Source organism: Nocardioides luteus (assembly GCF_014648595.1).
In the GTDB taxonomy this organism is placed as follows: Bacteria; Actinomycetota; Actinomycetes; order Propionibacteriales; family Nocardioidaceae; genus Nocardioides; species Nocardioides luteus.
In genome coordinates this window covers 186491-199672 of record NZ_BMRK01000002.1, presented here as the reverse complement: position 1 = coordinate 199672, position 13182 = coordinate 186491, and the positions used below count along the sequence as shown (strand labels likewise).

Below are 13182 nucleotides of genomic sequence, written 5' to 3'. Positions count from 1 at the left end.
ACTCGACGGACGCGCCTGACGCTTCGATCGCCCCAGCAGACGTCTCGACCGTCCTACCAGACGCTTCGGCCGGCGAGGCTGCCGCTTCGGCAGTTCAGATGGCCGGACGGACGATGCCGTGGTCATACGCGAAGACGATGGCGGCAGCCCGGTCGCGCAGGTCGAGCTTGGCGAAGATGCGGCCGATGTGGGACTTGACGGTCAGCTCGGAGATGACGAGGCGCTCCGCGATCTCGGAGTTGGTCCAGCCGGAGGCGAGGCCGCGGAGGACCTCGAGCTCGCGGTCGGTGAGCTCGTCGACCTCGACGGCAGCCGCGCCGACGGGCTCGACGGCTGAGCGGTAGGTGGCCAGGACGCGGCCGGTGATGGCCGGGTCGAGCCAGGCATCGCCGAGGGCGACGGAGCGTACGGCCATGACGAGCTCCTCCGCCGGCGAGTCCTTGAGGATGAAGCCGGCCGCACCCGCGCGCAGGGCGCCGGAGACGAGCTCGTCCTCGTCGAACGTGGTCAGCACCAGCACCGGTGGCGCCGACGGCAGCGCGCGCACCATGCCGGTCGCGGTGATGCCGTCGACGTGCCGCATCCGCAGGTCCATGACCACGACGTCGGCCGGGTGGGCCTCGAGAGCGCCGATGACCTCCGACCCGTCCGCGCACTCGGCCACTATCTCCAAGCCGTCGCGCCGTCGCAGGATGCGGCGCAGGCCGCTGCGTACGAGCTCCTGGTCGTCGACCACGATCACCCTGATCGGCGATGAGCCGTTCACGGAGGTCACGCGATCGCCTTGCGTACGAGGCAGTGGGACGGGATCACCAGGTCGACCTTCCACGTCGAGTCGTCGGAGCCGGCGGAGAAGCGGCCACGGAGCTGTTCGGCGCGAGCGGCCATCCCGGCGAGCCCGGACCCTTCGCCGACCCCGCGCTTGGTGGCGACGAGCGGATTCCGCACGGAGAGACGTACGCCGTCGGCGACCGCCAACGACACCGACACCGGGGCGCCGGGCGCGTGCCGGATCGCGTTGGCGAGCGACTCCTGGAGGATCCGGTAGATGCCCAGGCCGACGCCGGCGTCGATGCGGGAGAGGTCGCCGGTGGAGGTGAAGGTGATCGACTGGCCGGCGCTGCGACTCTCCTCCACGAGGCGTACGACGTCGGCGGCACCGGGGAGCGGCGCCGTGCCGGTGCCCGTGGACGAGAGCGCCCCGATCGTCCGGCGGATCTCGCCCATCGCCCGCCGTCCGATCGCCTCCGCCTCGGTGAGCGCGGACTCGGCCTCGGCGGGATCGTCACCCTCGGCGACCGCGCGCCTTGCCGCGGTGAGGTGGAGCATCGTGATCGAGAGCGAGTGGCCCACCAGGTCGTGGATCTCGCGGGCGATCCGGGTGCGCTCCGCCTCGGTCGCGCGAGCATGCTCCTGCGACCTGGCGAGCCGCTCGGCCCGCAGCGCCCGCATCTGGGCGAGCATCATCAGCCCGCAGACCCACCCGACGAAGAGCAGCAGGAGGTGTACGCCGATGCCGCTGGCCGTGTCGGTGGCGAAGACCCACATCACGACCCCCGAGGCGATCCCGTAGAGGGTGCCGGTGCGGAGCCCTTCGCGGATGACCATCTCCAGGGTGAGCGGGACCAGCACGGCCGGCCCGAAGTCGTGCTGCGGCCAGAACGCGGTCGCCGGCTGCGCCATCAGCCACGCCGTCCCGGCGAGCGTCGGGACCAGGTCGACCGCCCACATGTTGTGCCTGAGCCAGTCGGGCGTCGAAGGTACGAAGAAGATGCTCAGGGACGGCACCACGATGACCAGGCCCGCGATCACCGCCGCGGTCGAGACCTCCCGCTGCAGCACCGCCACCGCCACCACCCCGACGAGCGCGGCGGCCGACAGCAGCGGCGCCCACCAGGGGATGTCGAGGTCCTTGCTGCGTACGCGACCGTCCAGGAAGTCGCGTACGTCGCGAGCCAGGCTCCGGACAGTCATGCCGCCCAGTCTAGGAAGGCGTGACCTGGGTCGCATCCGCCCGTGGCAGGCGGCCGCACTCCTACCACGGTAGGAAGCCAGGTGCCTGCCAGCGTGCGATGTGCCGGGCGGCCACCGCTCCGTAGCGTCGACGACACCATCCCGACGACGAAGACGGTGAGGACGATGACGTGGACCGAGACCCATGACCGCTACCGGCTGCTGAACGAAGCGGAGGAGACGCTGCGGAGTGACCCGACCTGCAGCCTGCCGTGGTCGCCTGCCTACGCCGCCGTCTTCGGTACCCCTGACCGTCTGGCGCAGACTCTCCGCCACCGCTGGCGGACTCGCTTCCAGGCTCAGCTCGACCCGGCGCTCCCTCCTGCCGACTACGAGGCGAACTTCGCGGACCTGCTCGCCGACCTCGCGCCGTTGATGGGGCGGATCGGTACGCATGAGTTTCGTGAGGAGCTCGCGGAGGTGTCTTCGTAGCTCTGGTTGTTGCTCGGCCCACTGTGGGCATCCGGGTCGCGCTGTTGCGTGATCTGGGGTGTACTACTCCTACTGAGGCACCCGCCGGGGGTGCGTACGGAAGCCTCGGGAGGGCGGATCATGGGTGAGGGCAACGGGCAAGAGATCGCAGTCGATTACATCGCGCTAGGTCAGGTGCGCGAGGACTTGAACGTCGAGAAGGAGAACATCGCGAACGCCAAGGGCGGAATGACGGCGCCAGCGGCGGGGATGTTCGGCGACTCGGCAGATGGAAAGTACCTGTTCAGCCTTGTCGCGGCGGGCCACACGGCCATTCAGACGGCACTGACCGAGTCCGAGACAGCGATCACTAAGATGGACGAGGGTATCGATCTTGCGGTCAAGGAGCTAGAAGGTGCCGACGCCGAGGCTGAGGCGGCTGCATTGGTTCTCCAGAAGTTCGTCGAAGCCACCACGATCATGAGTAACCCGCTGGTGCTGTTCAACAAGGACACCCTGTCGAAGGGCCGCAACATCGCGGTCTGAGTGCGCCTAGCCGCTGACCTCGCTACGGCATCTTGAAGGTTGGCATCACCGGACTCCAGATATCCTCCGCCTGCTTGCGATCGATTGTCTTGTCGAATTGCCATTCGATGAGGATGCTGTGCTCGCCGTCGGCAGTGACCGTGCCGTACACGTCCCACCACACTGCTTCTGAGTCGAACTGAAACCTGAAGAACTTGGTGCCGTTTATTACCTCGTCAGGAAGTCGCTTGAAGTTGTCGTACCCCGCGTAGTCGTTCTCCTTCGCATGCTTTGCGACCCAATCGAACTGTTCCGCTTGGTCCCCGCCAGCAAGACTTCCGACACCTATTCCGCCCCGTCCAGGAGGAAAGCCGGTAGCGTCCTTCGGTGCTTCCAAGGTCTGTAATGAAGCGTTCGTGGCGTCGATCGTCCAGTCAGGAGGCACTCGTAGCTCTGCTACTTTGCCAACATCGACGGCTTGCCAGCTTGCGGGAACGGATGGCGTGGTAGGCGACGGACTTGCTGAGGTGGGACTCGGTTTGGTCTCCGGGGACTTCTCGGTCGAAGAAGAGCAGCCTGACACTGTCAAGGTCATTGCGAGGCTCAGAGCGGCAAGTGTCACTGGCCGAGAGATCGTCATACGTTGAGAGTAGAGCAGACAGTTCGGCCGACTCTGGGTGGATCCAGTGCAAATGGTGTGTACTTTACTCGTGCGGGGGTCCGAGGGACTCCCATGGTTCACGGGGAGGGGTCTTCATGTCGGTCAAGGGTTTTTGGGCGCTTCGGCTCGATGACTACGTTCGTGGGGCCGATCCCGGTGCGATCACGGCGATGACCAACGGCTGGGGCGACGGACGCCGGGCCTTCAACAGTGCCGGCCGGACCATGAGCAACAACGCCACCAAGGCAAGTGACGGCTTCTCAGAGACGATGATGTCCGGCGCTGCGATGAAGAACACCTTGGTGGACTCCTCGAAGTTCGCACACGAGAAGCGTGACAAGATCCTTGATGCAGAGGACGCACTTTCGGCCGTGCAGCTCCGGATCAAAGAAGCAATGATTGCCAAGGCGGAGATCGACTCATCTCTCCCCGGGTCGCACCCGGCTGTCAACCCCGCTGATTTCCCCACCGATGCGAAGCAGGTCGGCAAGCGGCGGGCAGAGAAGAACGAGTCGGCCCTGGCGCAGGCGAAGGCCGATCACGCCGAGCGAGAGGCCGCGATCGCCGATGCAGAGCGGAAAGCCGCGGCCAAGGTCCAAGCGGTCGACGCAGCGGTGATCGACGCCGACCCGAAGGTCCGTGCACTGATCGATCCCGATAACACTCGGCAGGAGCGCCCGTCTGGCACCCCGACCTCGATCCCCGGCTCCTACAGCGCCGTTGCGGCAGCGCAGGCGCGCAAGGCGAAGATCAGCTCGAACGCGCTCTATCCCGACGGTTGGGGCTACGAGAAGATCGAGGCCGAGAACGAGGCGATCAAGCAGCACCAGGCCGAGAACATCCCGGAGTGGGACAACGAGAAGGGGCAGTGGATCAGTGCTGACGGGTCCCCAGCTCCGGCGACGTCCTACGCGATGGTCGAGACCTCGGAAGGCCTGGCCCCGCTGGGCGGCGGACCAGGCGGCGCCACCGCGCTCGCGCTCGGGGCAGGTGGGGCACTGCTCGGTGCGGGTGTGGCGAAAGCGATCGCCACCAAGTTCGGCGCTGGCGCCGCTGCGAAGGCAGGCGCGCCGGGCGTGGCGGCCAGGTCAACTGCCGCGAGGACCGGCGCGGCCGGTGTGCGTGCTGGAGCCGGTGCTGGCGCGGGTGCCCGCAATGCTGGGGCACGCGGAGCGGGAGCGCGCGGGGCAGGAGCAGCAGGTGGCCGCGGCTCTGGTGCTGGTGGACGTGCCGCCGGCCGAGGCGGCGCCGGTGGTCGCGCAGGCGCCGGTGCGACCGGTCGCCGAGGAGCGAAGAAGCGCGATGAGAATGGCAGCCAGAACCAAGAGTGGGCAGCTGACTACACCGACGACTGGACTGAAAACGCGAGCGACGTTCTGGATCCGCGAGCTTCTCGCGGATGGGTGCCTGACTCGTCCGAGGACGGCGGAAACGAGAAGCGTTCCTGACGGCAACTGCCGCACTAAGAACGTCTTTTTGGTGCGCTGCACTCCCTTGCCCACGAGCACGGCAGCACCGCGACGAACCTCTGTAGGGAAAACGGTCAACCTTTGCTTCGGGCTCTCCCCGAACGTGTGCTGGCACTAGCATCGCCGTTCTCAGAGAGGCTTGTACGTGGGCATGATCTGAGCGATCAGAGCCTCCGCGCCCTTACGGTCGATGTCGGCCTTTGTGAAGTCCCAAGAGATAGTGAACCGATCGTCGCCACCGGGTAGAACCGTGCCGAAGTGGTCTTGCCATGTGTGCTCATCTTCACCTCGGAAGTGGTAGAAGATCGAACCGTTGATCGCTTCGTTCGGCAGGCGCTTCAGAGTCTTGAGGTCATTGGCGAGCGCCACTTCGCGAAGTTCAGCAAGAGCGTTCACAGCGTTCTCGTCGTCTCCGTCGCCAGCATGCGGACCCGCGACGATCTTCCCAGACCCTGGCGAGAGGCCGATCGAGTCCTTGGGTGCCCGGACAATCTGCGCTTGGTCTGCGCTCGATGAGATCGTCCACTCTAACGGCACCTGAATTTGGGCGATCTTGACCGAAGCCGTCTTCCAGCCCGAGGACGCGGACGGTTCGCGCGACTCAGAAGGGCTGCCGGTCGATCCGCTCTTCGCTTCCTTCGTTGAAAGGTCCTCCTCTGGTGAACACCCTCCTGCGAAGATCGCGATCGTCAGGGTGAGCGCGGCGACAGTGACCGGCCGAGACATCCTCATGCGCCCGCACTCTCAAGCAACGAGTGAACGTAATGGCAACGCATGCGCATGACTACTCAATGAATACGCTGAGTGGTCGTACCCCGCTATCGACGGCTCAAGAGAGGGTAATGCTCGGTACGAGGTCCGTGCTCTCAAGAAGTGCCTCAACGCGCGAAGAATTGTCCCAGAAAGCCTTTGTGTCTCCAGCCGTGCGACTGGAGCCAGGTGAAGAGCGGATCCTTGATGCGACTGGACTCGAACGAGTAGACCGCCGGGTCGTACCCGACCGTCGGTTGGCTACCGCCGACCGATGTGCGGTTGAGACCACCGGCTTGATAGCTCCACTTCTTCTCGATGCGGTTGCCGGAGTGCCACTTCTTCTCGCCGCCGAGCGTGAACTTCCCGTCGCGGAATCCAGCCACCCATTCGGTTGACCTGCGGATCTCGTTGTAACCGAAGCTGCCGCGTAGTTCATCGAGGGTAACGGTCAGGCGGTAGTCCTCGTCCACGTGAGTCGCCTGGGTGGGATAGAGGCTGGTGATCTTGGCGATGTCCCACCACCCGATGATCTGGCGGCCCTGAGAGAAGAAGCTGAAGGGCTGATCTGGGACGTTCAGGGTGACGATCTGAGGAAGCAGGCTCGAGAGTGGCGTGGGCACGAGACTCAACTCTCGTCGACATCGACGTCGAAGTTCACCGAGGTTCCGACGACCTCGGTGACGGTCACGGTGAGGCCGAGGCGGTCGGCCCCGGCCGTGAGGGTGCACCGCATGGTCTCGCCGACCTTGGCTGGGAGGTCTCCAGGGCAGTCGACGTCGTCAGGGCGTTGGCCGACCTGCTTCTCCAGGACGTCGGCCACCTCGGTCTCCAGAATGTTCTCGGCGAGGGTGGTCGAGGAGGCCGCATCGCCGCCATCGTCTCGGGGGACGATGTTGTAGTCGAAGTTGATGTCGGAGCCGTCGACCTTGGTGACCTTCAGGCTGGCGTCGTAGTCGTTGCCGTCCTTCGTCATGGTGCACTTCATCGTGGCGTCGACCTCGCCCTTCAGATCATCGGGGCATTCGATCTCGTCAGGTCTCGAGCCGGTCTTCTCCTCGAACACCTCGGAAAGCTTCTGTTCGACCTTGGCTTTGTCCATGGACCCTCCGGCGTTCACTGAGACCGAGCAGGCCGGCATCAGCAGAAGGGCCATGGCCGCGACGGCGCCCGAGATGGCGCGGGTGGCTTTCATGGGTTCATGTAATCACGTGATTTTGCTTTGCGGTCGCATGTGAGTGTTGTCAGCGTTCGCAGTCGTCGAAGACGTACGTGGCGTCGCCCTGCTCCACCAGATCCCGATCGCGAAGGATGGTGAGCGGCGCGCGGGCCGGGTCGGAGCAGACCTGGCCGAAGGAGAGGCCGGCTTCCGCGAGGGAGTCGGGGTACTCGATCTGGAGCACGTGCGGGCCGTAGACGTCGGTGTAGGCGGCGCACTCGGCGAAGGCGCCGCACTCCTCGACGACGGCGAAGTCGAAGCCGAGGTCGTCATGGGCGGTGGGGGCGGCTTCGGCGGCGTTCTTCTGGGCGATCGCGAGGCCGGACTCGTGGGCGACGGTGACATAGGCGCGCGCCAGCGCGAAGGCGCCGTCCTGAGAGATGGTGGGGAAGCGGGTCCAGGTGTCGAGGTTGTCGATCTCGACGGCGTCGAAGCCGTCCTCGGCGCAGCCTTCGATGACCGGTTCGATGACGTCGAGGATCGTCTCGCGGGCGGACGCCGTGGAGGGGTCGAGGACGATCTCGTCGGGCCAGTCGGGGTCGCGTACGACGGCACCAGACTCATCATGCAGGAGCGCAGCAGCGCGATCCGACCAGTCGGCGCCGGGCTGGGTCTGGAAGCCGTTGACGTAGCAGATGTTGTAGGCACCGTTCAGCGGGGAGGCGGTGGCGTCGCGGGCGACGACGTCGATCGGGGTGCCGTCGGCGAGCTGGTCGGCGGTGCCGCCGAGCTGGTAGTCGAAGACGCCTTCGACCGGCGGGAGCGCGGGCCGATCGGGCTCCGCCTCCGAGGACACCGCGGATCCGCAGGCGGCGAGCGCGAGGGACAGAAGAAGACCGCCGAGCGTGACGAGGGCCGGGCTGCCGTCGGCAGCCCGGCCCTGCGTACGCGGCCTCGACGAGCGGGACCGGCGCGACATGCTCAGTGGAGCACCGTGGGTGCGGCGGCTCCGTGCTCGGCCTTGCTCTTCGGGAGGAACCAGGCCGGGACGAGGCAGACCAGGACCAGGATCGAGGCGATCAGGAAGACCTCGCTGAAGACCGCGGCGGTGTCGGCCGGGATCGAGGCGAGGAGGTCCTTCATCGCGGACGGTTCGATGCCGGCGGCGGCCATCGCGTCGGCCACCTTCTGCTGGTTGGCGGGGTCGGCGACGAACGACTCCACCTGGTCCTCGGGGACGCCGAGAGCGGCCATGAACTTGCTCGACTTCTCCAGCGACTCCTGGCCCTTGAGCCCGTTGGTGAGCAGCACCGAGAAGAGCGCGGTGCCGGCGGAGGCGGCGACCTGCTGGACGATGTTGACCAGCGTGGTGCCGCGGGCGATGGTGTGCTCGCGCAGGGTCGCCTGGGCGGCGGCGAAGGTCGGCATCATCGTGCAGCCCATGCCGAGGCCCATGACGAACAGGCAGCCCAGGAGATACCAGTAGGGCGTGGTGTCGTCGAGCTGCGAGAAGCCGAACATGCCGACCGCGATCGTGGTCAGACCACCGAGCACGATCTTGCCGGGCCCGGTGCGGTCGGAGAGCATGCCCGCCAGCGGCATCGTGACCATCGCACCCAGACCCTGCGGCGCCAGCAGCAGGCCGGCGTGGAGGGCGTCCTCGCCGCGTACGGTCTGGTAGTAGAGCGGGAAGAGCAGCCCCGCCCCGAAGAACGCCATCGCGAAGAGTGCCAGCGTGACGACCGCGACGGTGAGCTCCTTGTTGCCGAAGAGGCGTACGTCGATCAGCGGGTGGTCGTTGCGACGCGCGAGCGCCCACGGCACGAAGATCGCGATCAGCAGGAGCCCGGCGACCATGAAGCCGATCACCTTGAGGTCCAGGATCGTGCCCGCCTCCGGGATCGAGGAGACGCCGTAGAGGAACATCGCCAGACCCGGCGAGAGCAGCACCATGCCGAGGAAGTCGAAGGTCTGCGACGGCTCGACGTGGTCCTTGTCGAGCGCGAGGAACGCGTAGATCAGCGCGATCACACCGAGCGGGATGTTGATCAGGAAGATCCAGTGCCACGACGCGGAGTCGATCAGCGCACCACCGAGGATGGGGCCGCCGATGGGACCGAGCAGCATGGGTACGCCGAGGATCGCCATCACCCGGCCGACCCGCTCCGGACCGGCGGCGCGGGTCAGGATCGTCATGCCGAGCGGCATCAGCATGCCGCCGCCGATGCCCTGGAGCACACGGAAGGCGACCAGCATCGCGAGGTTGTCGGCGAGCGCGCAGAGCGCCGACCCGGCCGCGAAGAGCACGATCGCGGTCATGTAGAGGCGTTTGGTGCCGAACCGGTCGGCGGCCCAACCGGTCAGCGGGATCACCGTCGCGAGCGCGAGGGTGTAGCCCGTCATGGTCCAGGCGACCTCGGCCGAGGTGGCGTTGAACTCGCGCTGGAAGGTCTCCAGCGCGACGGAGACGACGGTGATGTCGAGGATCGACATGATCGATCCGAGCACTACGACGCCTGCGACGACGAGCACCCTCTTGTCGAGGTGGTCGTCGGGCGTCTGATGCTGGGCAGAGAGGTCTGTCACGGGTTAAGAGCCTACGACCGGATCGGCAGGTCACCTAACGGGTATTTGCAACTACTCTGTGAAACGGATCACCGCGTCGCGGCGTGCCCGGGCAGGTATCTGACGAGCGCGATCTCCGAGACTGTCCGTGGTGACGGCTACGGTCGTGTCCATGTCCTTCGTCCCCGTCACCGGCCGCGCCGTCTTCCGGCCGGCGCAGCCGCCACGGGACTCGGCCGTGGAGTTCGTGGACTCCCGGCGCTCGGTGTCGTTGCCGATGCGGGCCGCGCTTCCGGTCCTCAAGAAGGCGTACGCGGCCTCCGATCTGCATCCCTCCGTCGCTCTGGTCGCTTCAGCAGCTCATCTCGGGCTCCGGTTCGTGGCCGCCGGGCAGCTCGAGCCGGTCGGTGGCTCGTGGGCGGTCCGCTACACGGACGAGGACGAGGAGCGGGTGCGGCTGCTGGCTTCGTCGCGCTCCTACGAGGATCTGGACGGCGAGGCGGCTGAGCTGCTGGTGCGCGAGATCGTCGCCGCGGTGGCGGATGCGGTGCCGACCTCGGCGCCGAAGGCGTCCGGGTCGAACGCGTTCCGGGAGTCGCTGCAGACCCGGCTGGCCCGCTATCGCACCGACGAGGGGCCGGTGACGGCGGCGCTGCCGTCGCTGGTTCGGCTCTCGTTCCGGGTCGAGGCTCCGGAGGAGGATCTGCTCGCCGGGTCGCTGACGCTGGTGCCGCAGGTGCACGACGAGACCGACCCGCTGCACGTCGCGGACGCCGCGCGCTTGTGGGAGGAGGGGGACGACCACGGGTTCGGCCCGCGGGCGCGCACCCACGCCCAGGTCGCGCTCCGGGGCGCGGCGGAAGCATGGCCGGTGCTCGACGGGCTGCTCGACCTGCCGGTGCCCACGTCGCTGACCCTGACGAGCGACGAGGTCGTCGGCCTCCTCGAGGACGGGGTCGAGTGGCTGAAGGAGCGCGGCGTCGACGTGCTCTGGCCGCGCTCGCTCTCGCGCGACCTGACCACCTCGGTCGCGGTCGACCGGGCGCCCTCCTCGTCGTCCTCTGCTCGCGAGGACCTGATGAGGGAGTCGCCGCTCGGCGAGAAGGGTCTCTTCGCCTTCCAGTGGCAGGCGGCGCTCGGCGGGGAGCCGCTCGACGCTGCCGAGATGGAGGCGCTGGCGAAGGCCGCCGGGCCGGTCCTGCGGCTGCGGGGGTCGTGGGCGGTCGTGCATCCGACGGTGCTCCGCCGCGCGCGCAAGCGGCTGCTCAAGCGGATCAGCGGTGGGGAGGCGCTGGCGGTCGCGCTGACCGGGCAGGTGCCCGAGGAGGTCGCCGAGGCGGCGCCGGGTGAGAAGGTGATCATCGGTGCCTCGATCGCTCGGCTGCGCGATCAGGTCGTCGCGGCGACCTCGGGGCCGCCGGTCGAGGTGCCTGCTGAACTGAAGGCCACGCTTCGTGGCTACCAGGTCGAGGGGCTGACCTGGCTGGCCGGGATCACGTCCCTCGGGCTCGGTGGGTGTCTGGCCGATGACATGGGGCTCGGCAAGACGCTGATGACGATCGGGTTGCATCTGCATCGACACGGGGTCTCGACAGGCTCGACCTCCGGTGAGGCGGGGGTCTCGACGGGCTCGACCGCCGTGGGTGGGCCGACGTTGGTGGTGTGTCCGGCCAGCTTGCTGGGCAACTGGGAGGCGGAGATCGCCAGGTTCGCGCCGGGGGTGGAGGTGCGGCGCCACCATGGTGCCGAGCGCGACCTCGACGGAGCCACGGGCGTGGTGCTCACGACGTACGGCACCATGCGGCGCGACCGGGAGCTGCTCGCGGCGGTGCCGTGGGGGCTCGTCGTCGCCGACGAGGCGCAGCACGTGAAGAACGCATCCTCGGCGACCGCGAAAGCACTGCGGGAGATCCCGTCGCACGCACGGGTGGCGCTGACCGGCACCCCGGTGGAGAACAACCTGACGGAGCTGTGGGCGCTGCTCGACTGGTGCGTGCCGGGGCTGCTCGGCAGCCGACTGGCGTTCCGTCGCGCCTGGGCGAGCCAGATCGAGGCCGGGGCCGACGTGGGGAAGGCGAAGGAGTTCGCCGCGCTGGTCGGACCGTTCCTGCTGCGCCGCCGCAAGTCCGACCCCGGCGTCGCGCCCGAGCTGCCACCCAAGACCGAGACCGACCATCTGCTGTCGCTGACCCGCGAGCAGACAGTCCTCTACGAGGCGTACGTGCGCGACGCGATGGAGCGCATCGAGCGCCTCGAGGCCGACGACCCACAGCGTCGCGGGCTGGTGCTGAGCCTGCTCACGGGACTCAAGCAGATCTGCAACCACCCGGCCCAGTTCCTCAAGCAGGAGGCCGGCCGGATCGCGGGCCGGTCGCAGAAGATCGACCTCCTCGACGAGCTGGTCTCGACCGTGCTGGCCGAGTCGGGAGCGGTGCTCGTCTTCACCCAGTACGTCGCGATGGCCCGTCTCCTCGAGGCCCACTGGGCAGCCGCAGGCGTGGAGCACCAGTTCCTCTATGGCGGCACCCCGGTGGCGGAGCGTTCGCGCATGGTCGAGCGCTTCCAGGCCGGCGAGGTGCCGGTCTTCCTGCTCTCGCTCAAGGCCGGCGGGGTCGGGCTCAACCTGACCCGCGCCGACCACGTGATCCACGTCGACCGGTGGTGGAACCCTGCCGTCGAGGACCAGGCGACCGACCGGGCCCACCGCATCGGCCAGACGCAGACGGTGCAGGTGCACCGCCTCGTCACCCAGGGCACCGTCGAGGAGCGAGTCGCCGAGCTGCTGCAGCGCAAGCGCGTCCTCGCCGACGCGGTCCTCGGCAGCGGTGAGGCGGCCTTCACCGAGCTGTCCAACGCCGAGCTCCGCGAGCTGGTCAAGCTCGGTCCGCAGAAGCGCCGGAAACGCCGCCGGATCGCGTCATGAGCCCCGCGCTGACCTTCGCGCGCGAGCCGCACCGGCGCAGCTCCGTACGCGTGGAGTCCTGGTGGGGCCGCGCGTTCCTGCGGGCGATCGAGGAGCGGGCCTACGACGACAACCAGCTCTCCGGTGCGCGCGCGCTCGCCCGGTCGGGGCGGATCGGGGGCCTCGTCGTCGACGCCGGCCGGTTTGCGGCCGCGGTCGACGACGAGCGTGGGCTGTGGACGGTCTCCGGCACGGTCCCGACCCTTGACGCGGAAGCGGTCGCAGCCCTGGCGGAGGTTCTCGGCGCCACGCCTGCGCGGGCCGAGGCCCTGCTCGCCGGGGAGCTGCCGCTCGACGTAGCCGAGCACGCCGAGGAGGCCGGGGTCGAGCTGGTCCCCTACGGCGAGGAGCTCGCGGTGACCTGCACCTGCGGCCACTGGCACGACGTGTGCGATCACTCGCTCGCGGTGCTCCACCAGCTCTGCTGGACGGCCGACCGGGACGCCTCCGTCCTGCTCCACCTGCGTGGGGCCGAGCGAGACGAGCTGATGAGCCGGCTGCGCCGACACGTACGCGACGCCACGCCCCCGGAGCCCCGACAGCAACCCGTCGTCGGCGAGTCGACGCGGGAGCAGGTCGATGACGTGGAGATCGCGCTCGACGCGGTGCTGCGCGCCCGCCACCTGCTGGAGGAGTGAGCTGACGGAGGTGATCACGCGCTAACCTC

The 13182-nt window shown here is 68.0% G+C and carries 13 protein-coding genes; 5 read left to right on the top strand and 8 right to left on the bottom strand.

Annotation, left to right across the window (positions count from 1 at the left end):
- Positions 1 to 94 precede the first annotated feature (94 nt).
- Positions 95 to 775, bottom strand: coding sequence for a response regulator transcription factor (locus tag IEY81_RS03385; RefSeq protein WP_229787289.1), 681 nt, complete (start codon positions 773 to 775; stop codon positions 95 to 97).
- Positions 772 to 1974 carry a sensor histidine kinase gene (locus tag IEY81_RS03380; RefSeq protein WP_189117044.1) on the bottom strand — a complete coding sequence of 401 codons (1203 nt, stop codon included), beginning with the start codon at positions 1972 to 1974 and terminating at the stop codon, positions 772 to 774. The genes IEY81_RS03385 and IEY81_RS03380 overlap by 4 nt, the downstream gene beginning before the upstream one ends.
- Before the next feature lie 165 nt (positions 1975 to 2139).
- On the opposite strand from IEY81_RS03380, the gene IEY81_RS03375 reads away from it, so the two are divergent.
- Together IEY81_RS03375 and IEY81_RS03370 are read left to right on the top strand one after the other, a co-directional pair.
- On the top strand, positions 2140 to 2445 hold the full coding sequence (locus IEY81_RS03375; protein ID WP_189117043.1) for a hypothetical protein: 306 nt from the start codon (positions 2140 to 2142) through the stop codon (positions 2443 to 2445).
- Positions 2446 to 2565: 120 nt separating this feature from the next.
- Complete coding sequence (locus IEY81_RS03370; protein WP_189117042.1) at positions 2566 to 2970, top strand: hypothetical protein; 405 nt, start codon at positions 2566 to 2568, stop codon at positions 2968 to 2970.
- A 22-nt stretch (positions 2971 to 2992) separates the two neighbouring features.
- On the opposite strand, the gene IEY81_RS03365 is transcribed toward IEY81_RS03370, so the two are convergent.
- Positions 2993 to 3394 (bottom strand): hypothetical protein, encoded by a 402-nt coding sequence (locus IEY81_RS03365; RefSeq protein WP_189117041.1) that lies wholly within the window; start codon positions 3392 to 3394, stop codon positions 2993 to 2995.
- Between the two features lie 311 nt (positions 3395 to 3705).
- Here IEY81_RS03365 and IEY81_RS03360 point away from each other — a divergent pair, with 311 nt between their 5' ends.
- Positions 3706 to 5058: a hypothetical protein gene (locus tag IEY81_RS03360; protein WP_189117264.1), complete on the top strand. Its 1353-nt coding sequence runs from the start codon at positions 3706 to 3708 to the stop codon at positions 5056 to 5058.
- Between the two features lie 150 nt (positions 5059 to 5208).
- On the opposite strand, the gene IEY81_RS03355 is transcribed toward IEY81_RS03360, so the two are convergent.
- The 5 genes from IEY81_RS03355 to IEY81_RS03335 form a co-directional block, all read right to left on the bottom strand.
- On the bottom strand, positions 5209 to 5811 hold the full coding sequence (locus IEY81_RS03355) for a hypothetical protein (RefSeq protein ID WP_189117040.1): 603 nt from the start codon (positions 5809 to 5811) through the stop codon (positions 5209 to 5211).
- Positions 5812 to 5957: 146 nt separating this feature from the next.
- Entirely contained in the window at positions 5958 to 6452 is a 495-nt protein-coding gene (locus tag IEY81_RS03350) for a hypothetical protein (protein WP_189117039.1), read from the bottom strand.
- Positions 6453 to 6457: 5 nt separating this feature from the next.
- Entirely contained in the window at positions 6458 to 7024 is a 567-nt protein-coding gene (locus IEY81_RS03345; RefSeq protein ID WP_194501157.1) for a DUF4333 domain-containing protein, read from the bottom strand.
- 49 nt (positions 7025 to 7073) lie between these two features.
- Positions 7074 to 7967 (bottom strand): endo alpha-1,4 polygalactosaminidase, encoded by an 894-nt coding sequence (locus tag IEY81_RS03340; RefSeq protein ID WP_189117037.1) that lies wholly within the window; start codon positions 7965 to 7967, stop codon positions 7074 to 7076.
- A gap of 2 nt (positions 7968 to 7969) precedes the next feature.
- Positions 7970 to 9574, bottom strand: a complete 1605-nt coding sequence (locus tag IEY81_RS03335) for a DHA2 family efflux MFS transporter permease subunit (RefSeq protein WP_189117036.1) — start codon at positions 9572 to 9574, stop codon at positions 7970 to 7972.
- A 151-nt stretch (positions 9575 to 9725) separates the two neighbouring features.
- On the opposite strand from IEY81_RS03335, the gene IEY81_RS03330 reads away from it, so the two are divergent.
- Both IEY81_RS03330 and IEY81_RS03325 read left to right on the top strand, forming a co-directional pair.
- Positions 9726 to 12476 carry a DEAD/DEAH box helicase gene (locus tag IEY81_RS03330; protein ID WP_189117035.1) on the top strand — a complete coding sequence of 917 codons (2751 nt, stop codon included), beginning with the start codon at positions 9726 to 9728 and terminating at the stop codon, positions 12474 to 12476.
- On the top strand, positions 12473 to 13153 hold the full coding sequence (locus IEY81_RS03325; protein WP_189117034.1) for an SWIM zinc finger family protein: 681 nt from the start codon (positions 12473 to 12475) through the stop codon (positions 13151 to 13153). The genes IEY81_RS03330 and IEY81_RS03325 overlap by 4 nt, the downstream gene beginning before the upstream one ends.
- Positions 13154 to 13182 lie beyond the last annotated feature (29 nt).